Source organism: Gilliamella sp. App6-5 (assembly GCF_001690525.1).
Classification (GTDB): domain Bacteria; phylum Pseudomonadota; class Gammaproteobacteria; order Enterobacterales; family Orbaceae; genus Gilliamella; species Gilliamella apicola_H.
In genome coordinates, this window is record NZ_LZGT01000094.1 from 1 (window position 1) to 17,608 (window position 17,608).

Sequence of the window (17,608 nt, forward strand, 5' to 3'; positions counted from 1 at the left end):
CCCCGAATAAAACCAGCCGTCGAGAGTTAACGGCTGAGCAACAGCGGATTATGGCGTTAGAAAAAGAGATTAAAGAACTGAAAATGGCCAATGATATACTAAAAAAGGCGCATGTGTACTTCATCAACAATCCAAGTCGGTGAAGTACGCTTATATGAAAAATCATTTAATCTGCTATCCCGTTACTAAGATATGCTCATTACTTGGTGTCAGTTCATCGGGTTATTATGCTTGGTTAAAAAGAGCAAACAAATCAGCCAAACTCAGCGAGTATATTAAAAAGCAGTATTGGCAACATAAGGCCCGTTTGGGTGCGCCAAGCCTGCTTCATGATGTTAGGGAAGCGGGCTATCAAGTTTCAGAAAGGACAATTAGCCGTGTTTTGCAACAATTGGGATTACGGAGTAAAGCAGCACGTAAATTCAAGTATAAAACAGACACGGCTCATCGCAATATTGCGCCCAACACGTTAAATAGGCAATTTAACCCTGATAAGCCAAATACGACATGGGTAACCGATATTACTTATATTAAAACGGGTGAAGGGTGGTTATATTTGTCGGTGATTATCGATTTATATGGACGAAAAGTAATTGCTAGGCAAACGAGTCGCTACATAGACCGTCATTTAGTGTGTAATACATTAAAACAAGCCTTATTTCGGCGTCACTTTCCTAAAAATGTACTCATTCATAGTGACCAAGGAAGCCAATATTGCAGTGCTGATTTCAAGCAGTTATTGTTACAATATGGACTCAGGAAAAGCATGAGTCGAAGAGGAAATTGCTTTGATAATGCGGTTGTTGAAAGTTTTTTTCATACACTCAAAACACACATTATTCATGACTGTTACTACAAAACGAGGAAACTGGCTAATAAAGCACTATTTGAATATATTGAAATCTATTATAATCGGATACGCCGTCATTCAGCTAATGGCTGGGTATCACCTGAACAATATGAACAACAATATTACCAAAACGAAAAAATGATAGAGGTGGGCACTGTCTAATATTTTGGCGAGGATCAGATAAAACTTAGCACACATAGAACTCTTTACCTATGATTATTTACCTGAATTTATCAATAATATCTGAGTATTAGCAGATAAATTACCAGAAATAAAAAAGACAATTTTGTTAGTGGAAGAAGACGCAAAACTAATTCAAGCATCTAAACCAACTGGTTTTTACCAGCAAGGTCGGGGGATAAAATTTGTCAGTGATACGAGTCATTATTACGTTAAAGTCAAACCAGAATATACATTGTGATTATTAGCAAACACTTCATCACGTATTTCTTTTAATGCTGACATTGAAAAAATGGTAGATGCTATAGAGCATGAAACCCGAGAAATGAAAGGTGAAAAACAAAAGTATCGTGTAATATTTGAAGATAAAAAAGAATTAACCAATATAAAAAAGGTTTTCCAGAATTAACTATTACTGATATACCGGATGAAGTCGACTTGGTTGATAATAATAATACAATGGCATCGCATACCACATTAATCATCCGTTTCGTGGTTGAAAACAAACATTATTGGATAGCATCAAAAGACGTTTTATATCTAAATCAAAAAGATGGGATAATTGCTTCACTGGGATAAATTTCCATTATCTTTAGATAATTTATCGTCAGTAATTGAATACAATACTGTTGAATACCCACGGACGGATTTACTTGATAGTGAAAGTTTTACAGCAGTTGATGATGCCACGCCAGATTCAGTCTGGCGATATATTAAAACAGGGAACAAAGAAAACCAACTGATACAAGGCTGGGTCAACACGAAAACAAGAGCGCAAGAGCTTATTGAAGTGGGATTAAATAAAATCGGCATAACCGAGCCCTATCAGCGAGACTTTGCCATGAAAAAATTGGACGAAGCCCACGAGCATGTCAAAAACAACTGGCAATTGGAAAAAGAGCAACGCATTAAACCGTCAACTGTGGTGGAAAGAAGTGGCACAGGCACAAGCTCAAAACCCAACCGCAAACACTGATGCCAATACCCCTAAACTGTCCAATCTATCCGCAGACGGCAAGGCATGGTTTATTCATCCGGTAGCGATGATGGATTATTTTAATATTGAAACAACAAAACTTTGGCATGAGCCTTTAGACAACCCACAAAGGACGTTATTTAATTCAAAGTGTAAATACCTCAAACTTAGTACACAACTTACGTAGAAAATTAAGCTGCCTGTTTTAATGTTTTATACTCAATCGGTGTCATGTTATTTAATGCCTCATGCGGTCTTTCGGTGTTATAAATCGTTAGCCATTCTTCGGTTATTCTCCTTGCTTGTGCTAAGTTGTTAAAAAGATATAAATCGAGTACCTCAGTGCTATAGGTACGATTAAATCGTTCAATATAGCCATTTTGATATGGGCTACCGGGCTGGATATAATCAATGGTTATATCATGTGATTTAGCCCAGTTTATAAAGGTTTTTCCTGTAAATTCTGGCCCATTATCGACCCGTATTTTTAATGGATACCCATGATATTCGGCCAGTTTATCTAAGTAACGGGTAACTCTCCCTGCCGGTAAGCTTACTGCAATATCAATACCTAACACCTCACGATTAAAGTCATCGATGACATTGAATGTCCTAAAGCGACGTTGATTACAGCTACTATCACTCATAAAATCCATTGACCAACATTCACCTTGTTTATTAGGAACCAATAGCTTTTCTGGTGTTCGTTGGGGGGATACGTTTTTTACGTTTAGCTCTAATATTAAGTTTTAACTCACAATACACCCGATATACCCGTTTATGATTCCATTTATAGCCAAGCTTTCTGATGCGATTAAAACATTTGGGAAAGCCCCAGCGTAAATGCCGGTCTGTGATAGCATTCAACACCGAAACAATCACCGAATCATCCTGTAACTTAGGTTGATAATAGTAAGCACAACGGCTTAAGCCAACAATGGCACAACTCATAGCAATAGTAACCAAATGATTTTGTTGTAGTTGCTGTGCCCACGTTTTACGTGCCCCAGTTGGCACTAAAGCTTTTTTATGATTTCTTCCTGAAGCTGAGATTTTAAACTGAGCTCAGCAAACATCTGTTTAAGTTTACGGTTTTCGGCCTCAAGCTCCTTTAAACGTTTAATATCCGAAGTTTCCATTCCGCCGTATTCTTCCCGCCATTTATAGAAAGTTGAATTCCCCATGCCCTATTTACGGCAGAGTTCCTTGACAGGAATACCTGCTTCAGCTTCTTTTAAAATAGCGACGATTTGATGTTCAGTCATTTTTTTCATCATTAAATCCCCTTTACTTTTATCATAGAGAATTTTCTACTTTTTTGCTGTACTATTTTAGGGGATAGTTACAGTTATTATCCTAATGGTACAGGACGGATAAGAAAGTACGAAGAAAAGCATATCGATGTTACCGAAACAATCGGAGATAGAGAGTGGTTTATAAATATATCAATGTTAATGGTTATTCGATTGGTGACATCTTTAGTGGCAAAATGAATTAACAACGAGGTTTATAATGAATAAATTATACTATTTATTTTATTGTATAATTACAAGGAATGTTGTTTTAGATAGTTTTATTGATCTTGGAATGATGCAAAATTGTGTAATAATTTAGAAGGTGAATTAGACAATAGTATTGATGGTGTGTTTGCCTATTTTTTATTATCATAAATAGTGAAAAAAGATTTTAATAAATTGATTTTAAAGGATATATAAGTAATTGTTTATCACTAGCTCAACACCAATGATTTTTAAAAATCACAGCTATATAACGCTATATTTTATTGCGCATTTTAATATTTGCCTTTATATTATTGCCAATAATCTTATTCTAGTTTTACTCTAATCATTTATAAGCACAATTTATGCATAAAAAACGTCTTTCTTTGATTGTAGCGATCATTGCTGTTATTGCTATGGTTATTATTATATATTTTGCTAACCAGCCGAGCACCATTATATTACAAGGTGAAATTGAATCTAGCCGTGTTGATGTTGCAGCTAGAGTGCAGGGGCGAGTGGTTCAATTTAATTATGATGTTGGAGATAATGTTAAACAAGGTAATGTGCTTCTTACCCTTTCAAATCCAGCATTATTAGCACAGCTTGCAACGGCAGAAGCACAGTTAAAAGTGACAATGGCGAGCCGTGATAATACTTATAGTACTAGGCCAGAAACCATTGATGTGCAAAAGGCACAGTTAGATAAAGCGAATTCAGATTTAGTTTTAGCACAAACAAGCTATGAACGAATTAATCGTTTAGCTCAAAATGGAACGGTTTCAAAGCAAAGTTATGATGAATCTTTTAATCAATATCAAGCGGCGATTAAGGCCTATGAAGCCGCTAAAGCTAATTTGGAATTAGCCGAAAATGGTAGTAGTGTAGAACAGAAAAAATTAGCCGATGCGCAGGTGGAACAGTCAGAAGCGGCGTTGTTACAAGTAAAAGCGGATGTCAATGAATTAACTTTAGTTTCCCCTATTAGTGGTCAAATTACAACTCGAGTAGCCGAAACTGGACAACTGTATAGTCCAGGCACGCCACTTTATTCTATTATAGATTTAAATGATATTTGGTTTACTTTTAATATTCGCGAAGATTTGCTAGGAAATCTTAAAGTCGGTGATACGTTTCAAGTTAAAGTGCCGGCATTAAATAATCAAGTTATTGATGTAAAAGTCACCGTATTAAATGCCTTAGGTCAATATGCAAATTGGCAAGCGACTAAAGCGACGGGTGACTTTGACTTAAAAACTTTTGAAATGCGTGCAAAACCAATTAATAATGTGGCTGGTCTTCGTCCTGGAATGAGTGTTACCACAAAGTGGCAATCTCACTAACATAAATAATATGGAGATTATACACAAAAGGAAAGGGCACTGATGTCTCACTCGCTATTAGAAGTGATTAGATGGGAACTTCGTAAATTAATTAAACAACGTTTTTTGTTTTTATTAGTTTTCATCTATCCTTTATTATTCATTTTTTTATTTCTTTATATGTATCATGCTGGTGTAATTACCCAGATACCTGTCGCAGTTGTTGATCAAGATACAACGCAATCATCGCGTGCATTAATTCAACAAGTGGCAGCTTCACCACAGCTACAAGTCGCTGAACGTTATCAAGATCTTTCGTCAGCCAAACATGCGTTGATCAAGGGGGAAGTTTATGCTGTGCTTTTTATTCAACCAGAATTTGAAAAAGATCTTATCGCAGGGCATCAACCAGAAGTGGTCGCTTTTTATAATAATCAGTATATGTCGGCGGGAACGATTATTTTTCGGGCGATGAGCTCTGCATTGAAAACAGCTAATAGCCAAATAGTACTGCAAGGATTATTAGAAAAAGGAATGGCTTCACCGGTAGCACAAAGTCAAATGCAAACTATTCCAGCTAGTTTACATCCTTTATATAATCCTACATTAAATTATCTTTATACCTTAATTAATGGTTTAATCCCTACGATTTTGCAGATTATTATTATGATGGCAATGGTTACCAGTGTTACTCGAGATCGCTTTGCTGCAACGAGTTATCAGCAAGTCTTACAACTCGCTAATCAGAATATTTTTATCTTTTTATTAGGGCGTATTCTTCCATATTTTCTCTATTTTTTATTTTGTCTGATTTTATTTGATACAGTTTTAATCACTTATTTTAATTTACCATTAAATGGACATTTTATATTGCTGATGCTTGGCGGTATTGGGTTTACACTGACTTCATGTTTATATGGAATTTTTTTTGGTTTAACTGGCTCAACCCTAGCACAAGCTTATGGTAGTGCAAGCTTAGTCGCTTCTCCTAGTTTTGGGTTTACTGGTCTGATTTTTCCTCGTCTTGCTATGAATACTTTTGCTTATATTTGGGGCGCTTTATTGCCTGTGACATGGTATATACAGATTCGTCTTGATCAAACATTACGAGCGCCAAATATGATAACTTCGTTAGAACCCTTTGTTTATTTATTGATCCAGTTTAGCGTTATGGCATTACTTATTACTCTTCATTTACGAAAAATCCGTAGGCGGTTAATATGATTAAATCTTTATTATTAATTTCCTATGAAGAACTAAAACGTATTTTCCAAAATAAAGCGATAGCCAGCGTCATGTTTGTCGGGATTTTTATCTATTTTTTCTTTTATCCACAACCTTATTTACATGAAGCGATACGAGATGTTCCGATCGCTGTGATTGACCAAGATAATACTAATTATAGTCGAGAGTTAGTTAGACAACTTGATGCTAATAAATCCATTAACATAAACTTACATATTGCGGATTTACAGACAGCTAAAAAATTGATTGAAGAGCGTAAAATCTATGGGGTAGTGCTGATCCCTTATCGTTTTCAGCAACATATTTTAGAGGGTAAAACGAGCCCTATCTCATATTATGGTGATGCTAGTTATATTTTAATTTATAGTAACGTTGCCACCGCGGTTAATACCGTTGCTAGCAATTTTGGTGCTAAAATTTCCATTTCGCGAAAAATAGCGCAAGGCGTTGATCCAGCTGTAGCAACCAATAGTGTTTCACCGTTTAATAGTCAGTTGATAAGTTTATTTAATCCTCAATCAGGCTATGCAACCTATGTTATTCCTGCTGCTTTTATTTTGATCTTATATCAAACATTGCTTATTGGCAGCATTTTATGTCGTCTATTTAGCAAAAACTCTGATTTTGAAATAACTTTCATTAACCAACAGAACGATGCGGCATCTTCAGCATTATTACTACTTCTTGGTAAATTACTCACTTATCTAATGCTTTACCTGATCTATTTTATGATGTATACCGTATTTGCGAATTATTGGTATGATTTACCACGCCTAAGTCATCTTGTTGTTTCATTGTCGTTTATTATTCCTTTTATTTTTTCTACGGCATTATTAGGTAAAGTTGTATCACATTTTGTCCATACGGTGAGTGATGTTTTTTGCTTAATTATACCGTCAAGTATGGTGATATTTTTTGTTACAGGGCTTTCTTGGCCAAAAGAATTAATGCCTCCTTTGTTTCACTTGATTGGCGATATATTCCCAGCGGTACCTGCTATAGTAGGTTCGGTAAAAATTAATCAAATGGGAGCCCGCTTTTCTGAATTTAGTCCACAATATTGGCATTTATGGATATTAACGATTATCTATTTTGGTATTGCATTCATTCTTGAGAAACGAAACATTCAAAAGGCAATGTCTGCAAATGTTAGGGAAGAAAAATAAAATAGGGTTGTTTTATTTATCATAACTAATCAAACTTAAGCAGGAATGTTTCAACACCAATTATTAGGCTTGCCATGTGTTATTGTATTGGATTATCCCGATTTATCTTTTAGCTTTATGATAAAAGCTAATCATTTAAATTAAATATCGTCAATTATCTATAGATTCAAATATAAAATTTCAGTCTTCATCTTGAAGGCTTGTGGATATCGCTATATTATAGTCGGTCGACTAAAAACTTAGTTAACTAAAACAATAAAATAGAAAACAAAATTAAATATAAATGAGTTCCCATGTTAATCAATGCTAAAAACATTCTTGAAAAATTAAATCCACATAATAAAGTAAATTATGATTCTGTATTAAAAGAGGTGATTGCTAATTGGCAGGCAGAATCAGCGCGACCAAAGTTATTAATTCATAGCTGCTGTGCTCCGTGTAGTACTTATGTTCTTGAATATTTGGCTCAATATGCCGATATTACGATCTATTTTGCTAATTCTAATATTCATCCTCGAGTTGAATATGAATATCGTAGTGCGGTACAGCAAAAATTTATTGCTGATTTTAATCAAAAAACGGGGCATAACGTTCAATTTCTAGAAGCGCCTTATCAGCCAGCAGAGTTTATCAAAAAGGTTGAGCACTTGCGTGATGCGCCAGAAGGTGGTGAACGTTGTCATATTTGTTATAAAATGCGATTAGACTTAGCGGCAATTAAGGCTCAAGAACTAGGGTTTGATTATTTTGCTAGTGCATTAACCCTTAGTCCAAAAAAAAATAGCCAAAAAATTAATGAATTAGGATTTGAAATCCAAGAAATTTTTTCGGTCAATTACCTTCCTTCTGATTTTAAAAAGAACAATGGTTATAAACGTTCAATTGAACTTTGTAAAGAGTATGATGTGTATCGTCAATGTTATTGTGGCTGTATTTTTGCGGCTAAAGCGCAAGGCGTTGATTTGAAAAACGTGATTAAGCTTGCTAAGCAAGGATTGCAAAAATAGCAATGAGTTGTTTTTACTGTTTGAATCTACACTATAAAATCATACTTCAAAAATTTGTATAACCTAAAACTTCTTGTAAATAGCATTGATTGAAAATATATCCAATTTGCTATTTACTATTTTTAAAGGTATGCATAAATATAATAGGTTTGAATCGTATATCTATGTTATATTTATATAAATATAACATAGTGCGTTAAACTGATAGGATTATAATGTGTTGTCAATTTATCAATTAAAACCTAAATTCCAAGCATTCCTCAGGCCTTATGCAATTTATCTTCATGATGCCAATATTACTGCTAATCAGGTAACATTAGCGGCATGTTTTGGCTCTATCATTGTTGCTTTATTTGTTGGATTATTGGCACAGTATCAATGGATTTTTGTATTGATTCCTTTATGGATGTTTATTCGTATGGCGCTGAATGCGATTGATGGGATGTTAGCTAGAGAATATCACCAAAAATCAAATTATGTGAATGAATATACAAATCCCCATGTAAAAAATGAGCAAAATAGTTTAATTTATGATATAAATACAGATATTGTTTTAATGTTAAGATATAGATAAGGACTTTATTATGTTAAAAGAGCAAATGATAGTAAAAAATTCAACTGGCTTGCATGCACGCCCTGTTACAACACTAGTTAAATTAGCTGGTCGTTATAAATCATCAATTGAGCTTGTTTATAATGATAAAGCTATCAAATTAAAAAGTATGATGGGATTACTTGGTGCAGGCGTAAAAGGTGGTTCAACTGTTGAAATCATCTGTGATGGTGAAGACGAACAAGCAGCAATGGACGAAATCCGTGAGTTATTCGCAACAGGCTTTGGCGAATAACTGCTGAGTTAATCTCGTAATCATTTTTAAGAAACTTATTCCGTCGACGATAGTCGACGGAATTGTAAAGAAGGCGTTAACTAAATACTTTATAGTAGACATATTTATCTAATTGAATGGTTAATCTTTGATGATCGAATGTAGTTCTTTATGATCAATCGAAGGTAACAAACGCGTAAATCCTCGGGTAAGATAAAGTAAATAAAGAAAACCCATTGCCAACCAAACTAAACCAACAATCATCGCTGTCGCATCAAGACTTGTCCATAACCATAGTGAGAGTAAAACGCCAATGGCGGGTAACAGTCCATATTTGAATAGGGTGGAGACTGTTTTTGTCTTGGTATCACCTAAATAGCTTTTAATTACACATAAATTAACAAAGGTAAATGCAACTAAAGCACCAAAACTGATCATTGAAACAACTAAACTAAGATCTAATACCAATGACAGTAATGAAAAACAGGCGACAAAAATAATCGACAAGTAAGGGGTTCTAAAGCGTGGATGAATCTTATAAAAGATTTGTTTAGGTAACACACCTTCACGCCCCATGGCATAGAATATTCTTGATACACTCGTTTGAGCTGTCATTGCCGATGCAAAGACACCAGTTAAATATGCCGCTTGGAAGAAATTATACATAAAATTACTACCTAATTGGCTGAGATTACCAACTTGACGAACCACATCTAAACTTGCAGTATCTTTATTATCGATAAAATCACTCCATTTAGGATAAGCTAAGTGAGCACAATAAGAAACCACTAAAAAAATACAACCAGCAATAAGAACAGTCCAGATAATGGCTCTTGGTAGCGATTTTTGAGCATCGTTAGACTCTTCTGCCAAGGTGGCAATGGCATCAAATCCTAAAAAAGCAAGGCATAATATTGCTGCACCAGACATTAAACCACTAAAATCACTTGCATTGACTTGTAGTGGTTTTATCATTGCTTCAGGGGTTAAATTCACATTAACTAAAGTCAAAAATATAAATAACCCAATAAAAATCATCTGAACAATAATTAAAGTGAAATTTACCGAATTAATTAACTTAATACCCAGATAATTTAAAAGACTAACACCAATCAATGATCCAAGTACAAATACATACGCAGGAACGCTAGGAAATGCTTCGTTAAGATAAATACCTAGTACCAAATAATTTAATATTGGTAAAAATAGGTAATCAAGGATTTGTGCCCAACCCACCAAAAATCCAATTTTTCCACCAAACGTACGTTGAACATACGAATAGGCAGAACCAGCAATTGGAAGCTTATTTGCCATTCGGCAATAACTTAATGCTGTAAAAAAGATCATAGCTAGGGTGATAATATAGGCTATAGGTAAGTGACCGTTACTTAATACTGTCACTTCCCCATAAGTGGTAAAGATCCCTAAAGGAACCATATAAGCTAAACCAAATGCAATCAATGCAGGTGTGGTTAAAACTCGTTTCATTTTTATTGCGGACATGACTTTGCTCCTCTGTCCCAAAAAACAATAAAAAACTACTAAGTATAGTTTTGCCTTTTTACCCGCTTAAAGCGGCAGGGAATTCTGCCATATTGTGATAATTATGCAAGTTAATTTTTAGTAAAATGATACTAAAGCAAACAAATTATCACCTTTAAAGCATGTTATTAATGATTTTAGTCTAATTTAATTTAGAGTATTTGGTTAAACGGTTAAGGATCTATTTGCATATTTGTGATCCAGCTCTATTATTTATTAGACAAAATAAGTGTCAGAGCAAATAAATCATTGTATATTTTATCAGTAATCCAAGTAGAGTGAAAATTGAGTTATTGCGAATAATCGATTATCAGTAAAAGGATTAATTTATGCAGTCAATCCCTGTTTTACCAGTTGATTTAATTGGAGATGTTGTTACTCAAAACCATCAGTTATCAATTTAATGGTTGAAAACGATTAAAGTCAACCCAGTAATGGCATTGATTATGCCTGTGATGGTTATTTCTACCGTGACGATATTAGTGATGGTGCCATTTTATATTGATGGGCTATCTTATCCACTCGATTGGTTTATTAAAGCTATGGTCGCAACTTTAAAAGGTATGTCTGAGGTTAATGCCGCATTTTTAGGTATTGGTATCGGAGTATTAGCGGCGCTAGATATGGGAGAACCATGTAGTAAAGCGGCGACAGCATTTACCAAATGCGGCAGCATGATATGTCATTGATATGTTTATTGGCGCATTAATTATTGCCGCTATCTTCCATTTCACGAAACCAACAGCTGTGGAAACCGAAGTAGTTGCTCAATTTGACTAAAGTCTAAATAATAACCTATGCTACACCAATCATGGTTGGTGTAGCAATTTGTAAATTAAAGACATAAAGTTTAAATTATGCTTGTTGATAAACGATTTTACCGCCCACAATCGTTGTTAATACCTTGACATTTTGCATATCGGTGGCTGGAATGGTAAATGGGTTGCGATCTAAAATAATCAAATCAGCAAATTTACCTTTTTCAATTGACCCTATGTATTCATCTTGTTTTAATACATATGCGGCATTAATAGTAGCGCTACGTAATACTTCAATAGCGGTTAGATTGCGATCACTGTTTAATCGAGGATGATCGGCATCGATTTGTCTAGTCATTGCAATTTGGAAATCGTACCATTCATTTAATGGATCAATTGGCCAATCGCTACCAAAAGCACATGTTACACCTGCATCAATATATTGCCCGTGTGCTTCTAAACCGTTATAACGTTCTGGGCCAAACAGGGTTTGATATTGCTCAACCATTGCCGAACTGCATCCTGCCCATTGAAATGAAAAGACCACACAAGCATTTAATTGTTTGTATCTGGTAAATTGGTGTAGTGCGCTTAGTTCGTTATGCGCAGTGCTTGGACGAATATCGGCATCAGGTAATGCCTTACGCATTTTTTCAATGGCATCAAGTACAACTTCGATAGCCCCTTCACCAACAGTATGCATATGTGGATGAAATCCTGCTTTTGCTGACTCAAGAATTAGAGAATCTAACATTTCAGTTGAATAATAAAGATCACCATAACGATCTTTTTCGTCGGCCAAATTGTATGGTTTAAGTAAACGTGCTGTCATTAATGGTGCTTGCATTACACCGTCTACAAATAATTTGGTATGCGAAATTTTAATACCGGGCTTTGGTTGCCAGTTTTTGTCGTCGTAACGTGCAGCGAACTGTTTTACTTTGTTAAGGAGAGTTGGAATTTCTTCAATTGAGGATACATCATCTGGCGGTAATTCACGCGCACCAAATAAGCGAATCGATAGTTGGTCTTGTTGTTGTAGTGTTAAAAATGCCTCGGCTTGGGTTTCGGTAATTCGAGCATCCATAACAGCAGTAACGCCTTGTTTATTGAGTTCTGCTTGCGATAATTTAGCAATGTTGACAGCTTGTTCATCGGTGAGTTTAGAAATGCTGTCAAACGCACGCATAGCCGGGGCATCTTCTAATATGCCATTTAATTCACCGTCATCAGTACGACCAATCTTTCCATCGGTTGGTTCAGGGGTGTTTCTATCTAAACCAAATTTCTCTAAAGCAATGCTATTGGCAACTAAAGTATGGCAGTCATTAGAAAACAAAATAACAGGGCGTTTTGTATTGAGCCGATCAAGATCAAAGCGAGTAATATCAGTACCGATTGGCAACACTTCTTGGCGCAGCCACCCTCGAACTTGTAACCAGTTTGTGCTGTTATCTGTCAAATCTTTATCTAAATGCGTTTGAATAATAGCTAAAGTATCATCAATAGTTAAGCTTTGATAATTTAAATTACAAGAGGATAATTGCATTCCGCCCCAAAATGTATGTAGATGCGAATCAATGATTCCTGGCATCATCGTTTTACCTTGCAGATCATAAATGGTTGTGTGATTATCAACATAGTGATTGTTATTTATCTCTTGCGTAGTGCCAGTTGCAATAATATAGCCATTTTCGATTGCTATTGCCTCGCAGACACTATCTTGTTTGTCTGCGGTGTAAATATAGCCGTTAATATAAATAACATCTGCCTTAGCCATTATGAGGATTCCTTAAATAAAGATCAAAATGAAAGGTCAACGATAGCAGATTTATAAAAAATTTGTCAAATGCAATAATTTTCTTTATTGTGTGAGCAGATTATGCTACAAATATTCTATTTTAGTTACAGCGTCACAAGATGAACCAATGAAATATCAACAACTAGAAAACCTTGAATGCGGTTGGAAGTGGCACTATTTAGTAAAAAGGCATTTAGAGGGTGAACTAATTACTCGATATGTCGAAAAAAGCGCCGCTGAGCATGCTGTCAATGCATTATTGTTACTAGAACATAATCCAACTGGTGTCGTTGATTGGATAAAAGAGCATTTAAATCCCGATTTAGATAATCGCCTGAAGCAAACCATTCGGGCAAAACGGAAAAGGCATTTTAATGCAGAACAGCAATATACTCGAAAGAAGTCCATTGATTTGGAATTTTTAGTCTGGCAACGATTAGCTAATTTAGCCAAACGCCGTGGATGCACATTGTCACAAACCATTACGCAACTCATTGAGGATGCAGAGCAGAAAGAGCAATATGCAACGAAAGTAACAACAATTAAAGATGATTTACTATCACTCCTAGATGCGAAGCCAGATAGTAAAGAATACAAACAACAGAATAGAAAGGTTTAATTATGGGAAAATCCCTTGTTATTGTGGAATCACCAGCTAAAGCAAAAACGATTAATAAATATCTTGGCAAAGATTTCGTGGTTAAATCAAGTGTAGGTCATATTCGCGATCTACCCAAGAGTGGTAGTAGCCAACGAGCTGAAAAATCAACAAAAGAGACAAAAGACAAAGCTGAAAAAAAAGTTAAACGCTCCGAACAACAGATTTTAGTTGATCGGATGAGTGTTGATCCATACAACGGTTGGCAAGCGCATTACGAAATTTTACCTGGCAAAGAACGAGTGGTATCAGAATTAAAAAAACTGGCTAAAGATGCAGATATGATCTATCTCGCAACCGATTTGGATAGAGAGGGAGAAGCCATTGCTTGGCATCTTAAAGATGTGATTGGTGGAGATGAGAGTAAATACCGTCGTGTTGTGTTTAACGAAATCACCAAAACAGCGATCAAAAATGCCTTTAACCAGCCATCAATGCTCGATATGGATCGGGTCAATGCACAGCAAGCGCGCCGATTTATGGATCGGGTTGTGGGTTTTATGCTATCGCCATTACTTTGGAAAAAGGTTGCTAGAGGGTTATCGGCTGGTCGTGTTCAGTCAGTTGCAGTGCGTTTAGTGGTTGAACGTGAACGTGAAATTCATGCTTTTATTCCTGAAGAATATTGGGATCTTTTTGCTGATTTAAACACAGCTCACAAAGAGTCGTTAACCCTACAAGTTACTCATTATAAAAACGAAGCGTTTGAACCAAAAGATAAAGTTGCCATTGATATTGCGCTAGCAGGACTTAATCAAAACCAATATCAAGTAACGAATATTGAAGAAAAACCGACTAAAAGTAATCCAACTGCACCGTTTATTACTTCAACTTTACAGCAAGCCGCAAGTACTCGCCTTGGTTTTGGTGTTAAAAAGACTATGATGCTAGCTCAGCGTTTATATGAAGCGGGTTATATCACCTATATGCGTACCGATTCAACTAACTTGAGTCAAGATGCATTAACTATGGTACGAGATTATATCGGCAACAAATTTGGCGATAAATATTTACCAAAATCTCCTAATGTATATAGCAGTAAAAAGAATTCACAAGAAGCGCACGAGGCGATTCGCCCATCAGATGTTACTATTCTTGCTGATAATATTAGTGATATTGAAGCAGATGCGAGTAAATTATATCAACTCATTTGGCGTCAATTTGTGGCTTGTCAAATGACATCGGCCGAATATAACTCAACAACAATTACAGTTAAATCAGGCGATTTTACTTTAAAGGCCAAAGGTCGTACATTGCGTTTTGATGGGTGGACTAAAGTACAACCACAATTGGCAAAAAATAATGAAGATAAAATATTACCACCGTTATCAGTCAACGACAAACTCGATTTAATCAGTTTAAATCCAAATCAACACTTTACCAAACCACCTGCTCGGTATAACGAAGCATCACTGGTTAAAGAGCTTGAAAAACGTGAAATTGGACGCCCATCGACTTATGCAACCATTATTTCGACAATTCAAGATCGCGGATATGTACGTTTAGATAATCGCCGTTTTTATGCTGAAAAAATCGGTGAAATTGTTACCGATAGACTTAGCGAAAACTTTAATGACCTAATGAGTTATGATTTTACCGCACGTATGGAGCATGCACTGGATGAAATCGCTCATAAAAAACAAGAATGGCGCGAAGTACTTGACCAGTTTTTCAGTGATTTTAGCCAGCATCTTGAGGTTGCCGAACAAGCGCCTGATAAAGGTGGTATGCAACTTAATCCATTAGTATTAACACCTGAAATTAAATGCCCTAATTGTAGTCGTGAAATGGGTATTAAAACTGCCGGTACAGGTGTATTTTTAGCCTGTTCAGGTTATGCGTTACCACCTAAAGAACGTTGCAAACAAACCATTAACTTAATTCCTGAGCACGAAACTTTAAATATTTTGGAAGAAGCTGAAACAGCCGAAACCGATGCTTTAAGGGCACGTAAACGCTGTCCAAAATGCCATACAGCGATGGATAGTTATTTGCTTGATAACGAGCGTAAATTGCATATTTGTGGCAATAATCCGATTTGTGATGGTTTTATTGTTGAAAAAGGTAGCTTTAAAGTTAAAAGTTACGAAGGGCCAATTATCGAATGTGAAAAATGTGGATCTGAAATGCATTTAAAATCAGGACGATTTGGCTTATATATGGGCTGTACTAATCAAGATTGCAAAAATACGCGTAAAATCTTAAAAAATGGTGATGTAGCACCACCTAAAGAAGATCCGGTCGATTTGCCTGAACTTAAATGTACAAAGTCTGATGCACATTTTGTATTGCGTGATGGTGCCTCAGGAATATTTTTAGCTGCCCATAATTTTCCAAAATCAAGAGAGACGAGAGCGCCGTTGATTGAAGAGTTACAACGTTTTAAAGATCGCCTGCCAGAGAAATTTGTTTATTTAACCGAGGCACCAAATAAAGATCCTGACGGTAATCCATCCATTGTTCGTTTTAGCCGTAAAAGCAAACAACAATATGTAACCTCAGAAGTGAACGGTAAGTCGACAGGTTGGGTGATGCAATATGTGGATGGCAAATGGATCAATAATAAAAAATAGGTGAGCACACCTGAATTTTGTCAAAAAGTTTCAGGAAAGTATGCGTTTTAGTATAAAAATAATTATTTTTGTTTGTGCTAGGCTGTGAAAAGATTTACCTTACCAATTCTCCCTTTTGTAATATGATTAAAAGGGAGAAAAGCATACAGTTAAAGGAGCTTTTGTGTGTCATGAAATTGCAACAATTACGCTATATTGTTGAAGTCGTCAATAACGATCTTAACGTATCGTTGACATCCGAAAAACTGTATACTTCTCAACCAGGTATAAGCAAACAAATAAAATTATTAGAAGACGAGCTTGGCGTTCAGATATTTACCCGAGTGGGTAAGCACCTTTCAGAAGTGACACCAGTTGGTGAAAAAATTATTGCTCTTGCTCGAGAAATCCTCAATAAATCGAGCGATATTAAAATTATTGCCAAAGAGTTTAGTCAGCCAAATCAAGGTTCATTAACAATTACCACAACGTATACTCAAGCACGTTATGCCTTGCCTGTTGTGATCCAGCAGTTTATGCAACAATATCCAAATATTACTTTGCATATGGAGCAAGGATCATCACCGCAGTGCATATCTCAAGCACAAACAGGGCAGGCCGAATTGGCTATTGTGACCGACATTTCACAGCTTAGCGATGATATGATTGCCTTACCTTGCTATCACTGGAACCAAGCAGTGATTGTGATGAAAGATCACCCACTTGCCAAAAGCAACTTAATTACAATTGAACAACTTTCAAAATATCCATTAGTCAGTTACGATTTTTCTAATGATGGTTCAGATTTAAATCAAGCTTTTTTACGCGCTAATCAGTCGCCTAATATTGTTTTTAGCACAACAGACGCTGAGTTAATTAAAACCTATGTTAAATTGGGCGTCGGTATTGGCATTGTCGCCAAAATGGCGGTGAATAATGATTCAGAGGATGATTTTGTTGTACTGAGTGCTGGTCATATTTTCCCTTACAGCACAACCTATATCGTTTTTGCGCGTTCGTTATTTTTACGCAGTTATATGTATGATTTTATTCAGCAGTTTTCACCACATTTACATCGACAAACTGTCGATAAACTCATGTTATGTGAAAATAATATCGAAGTATTAGCGATGTTTAATGGGGTAAAATTGCCTGTTTGCTAAGTTGATTTATTTTTTATCATAATAAAAAAATGTAAATCAAAGTGCGATATGATTCGCACTTT

The 17,608-nt window shown here is 35.7% G+C and carries 15 protein-coding genes and 2 pseudogenes; 14 read left to right on the forward strand and 3 right to left on the reverse strand.

Annotated elements, in window-relative coordinates:
* The first annotated feature begins 154 nt into the window (after positions 1–154).
* The 4 genes from A9G24_RS11135 (at position 155) to A9G24_RS12735 (ending at position 2,193) form a co-directional block, all read left to right on the forward strand.
* A complete protein-coding gene (locus A9G24_RS11135; protein WP_065639076.1) occupies positions 155–1,012 on the forward strand; it encodes an IS3 family transposase in 858 nt (285 codons plus the stop codon).
* A gap of 124 nt (positions 1,013–1,136) precedes the next feature.
* The gene (locus A9G24_RS13200) at positions 1,137–1,271 is read left to right on the forward strand and encodes a hypothetical protein (protein ID WP_255307249.1); all 135 of its coding nucleotides are present in this window, start codon (positions 1,137–1,139) and stop codon (positions 1,269–1,271) included.
* A gap of 321 nt (positions 1,272–1,592) precedes the next feature.
* Complete coding sequence (locus A9G24_RS11140) at positions 1,593–2,006, forward strand: hypothetical protein (RefSeq protein WP_065639077.1); 414 nt, start codon at positions 1,593–1,595, stop codon at positions 2,004–2,006.
* Positions 1,966–2,193: a hypothetical protein gene (locus A9G24_RS12735; RefSeq protein WP_141673151.1), complete on the forward strand. Its 228-nt coding sequence runs from the start codon at positions 1,966–1,968 to the stop codon at positions 2,191–2,193. The genes A9G24_RS11140 and A9G24_RS12735 overlap by 41 nt, the downstream gene beginning before the upstream one ends.
* A gap of 4 nt (positions 2,194–2,197) precedes the next feature.
* On the opposite strand, the pseudogene A9G24_RS11145 reads toward A9G24_RS12735, so the two are convergent.
* Positions 2,198–3,280, reverse strand: a pseudogene (locus tag A9G24_RS11145) (IS3 family transposase).
* Between the two features lie 590 nt (positions 3,281–3,870).
* Here A9G24_RS11145 and A9G24_RS11155 point away from each other — a divergent pair.
* The 6 genes and pseudogenes from A9G24_RS11155 (at position 3,871) to A9G24_RS11180 (ending at position 9,093) form a co-directional block, all read left to right on the forward strand.
* Positions 3,871–4,848: an HlyD family secretion protein gene (locus A9G24_RS11155; RefSeq protein ID WP_065639078.1), complete on the forward strand. Its 978-nt coding sequence runs from the start codon at positions 3,871–3,873 to the stop codon at positions 4,846–4,848.
* Between the two features lie 42 nt (positions 4,849–4,890).
* Positions 4,891–6,051, forward strand: coding sequence for an ABC transporter permease (locus A9G24_RS11160; RefSeq protein WP_065639079.1), 1,161 nt, complete (start codon positions 4,891–4,893; stop codon positions 6,049–6,051).
* Entirely contained in the window at positions 6,048–7,238 is a 1,191-nt protein-coding gene (locus A9G24_RS11165; protein WP_065639080.1) for an ABC transporter permease, read from the forward strand. Before A9G24_RS11160 ends, A9G24_RS11165 begins: the two co-directional genes overlap by 4 nt.
* 293 nt (positions 7,239–7,531) lie before the next feature.
* Complete coding sequence (locus A9G24_RS11170; protein ID WP_065639081.1) at positions 7,532–8,245, forward strand: epoxyqueuosine reductase QueH; 714 nt, start codon at positions 7,532–7,534, stop codon at positions 8,243–8,245.
* A 220-nt stretch (positions 8,246–8,465) separates the two neighbouring features.
* A pseudogene (locus A9G24_RS11175) lies at positions 8,466–8,741 on the forward strand (CDP-alcohol phosphatidyltransferase family protein); the annotation flags it as partial.
* Between the two features lie 88 nt (positions 8,742–8,829).
* A complete protein-coding gene (locus A9G24_RS11180; protein WP_065639083.1) occupies positions 8,830–9,093 on the forward strand; it encodes an HPr family phosphocarrier protein in 264 nt (87 codons plus the stop codon).
* A gap of 120 nt (positions 9,094–9,213) precedes the next feature.
* Here the strand turns inward: A9G24_RS11180 and A9G24_RS11185 are convergent, their stop codons facing one another.
* Complete coding sequence (locus A9G24_RS11185; RefSeq protein WP_065639084.1) at positions 9,214–10,575, reverse strand: APC family permease; 1,362 nt, start codon at positions 10,573–10,575, stop codon at positions 9,214–9,216.
* 473 nt (positions 10,576–11,048) lie between these two features.
* Between A9G24_RS11185 and A9G24_RS11190 the strand changes: the two genes are divergently transcribed.
* The gene (locus tag A9G24_RS11190) at positions 11,049–11,303 is read left to right on the forward strand and encodes a hypothetical protein (RefSeq protein ID WP_141673152.1); all 255 of its coding nucleotides are present in this window, start codon (positions 11,049–11,051) and stop codon (positions 11,301–11,303) included.
* A 166-nt stretch (positions 11,304–11,469) separates the two neighbouring features.
* Here A9G24_RS11190 and A9G24_RS11195 read toward each other — a convergent pair whose 3' ends face one another.
* A complete protein-coding gene (locus A9G24_RS11195) occupies positions 11,470–13,152 on the reverse strand; it encodes an amidohydrolase (protein ID WP_065639086.1) in 1,683 nt (560 codons plus the stop codon).
* 148 nt (positions 13,153–13,300) lie between these two features.
* On the opposite strand from A9G24_RS11195, the gene matP reads away from it, so the two are divergent.
* The 3 genes from matP to cysB all read left to right on the forward strand — a co-directional run bounded on the left by matP (position 13,301) and on the right by cysB (position 17,546).
* A complete protein-coding gene (matP, locus tag A9G24_RS11200; RefSeq protein WP_065639087.1) occupies positions 13,301–13,792 on the forward strand; it encodes a macrodomain Ter protein MatP in 492 nt (163 codons plus the stop codon).
* A gap of 2 nt (positions 13,793–13,794) precedes the next feature.
* On the forward strand, positions 13,795–16,404 hold the full coding sequence (gene topA, locus A9G24_RS11205; RefSeq protein WP_065639088.1) for a type I DNA topoisomerase: 2,610 nt from the start codon (positions 13,795–13,797) through the stop codon (positions 16,402–16,404).
* Positions 16,405–16,574: 170 nt separating this feature from the next.
* On the forward strand, positions 16,575–17,546 hold the full coding sequence (gene cysB / locus A9G24_RS11210; protein ID WP_065639089.1) for an HTH-type transcriptional regulator CysB: 972 nt from the start codon (positions 16,575–16,577) through the stop codon (positions 17,544–17,546).
* The last annotated feature ends 62 nt before the right edge of the window (positions 17,547–17,608 follow it).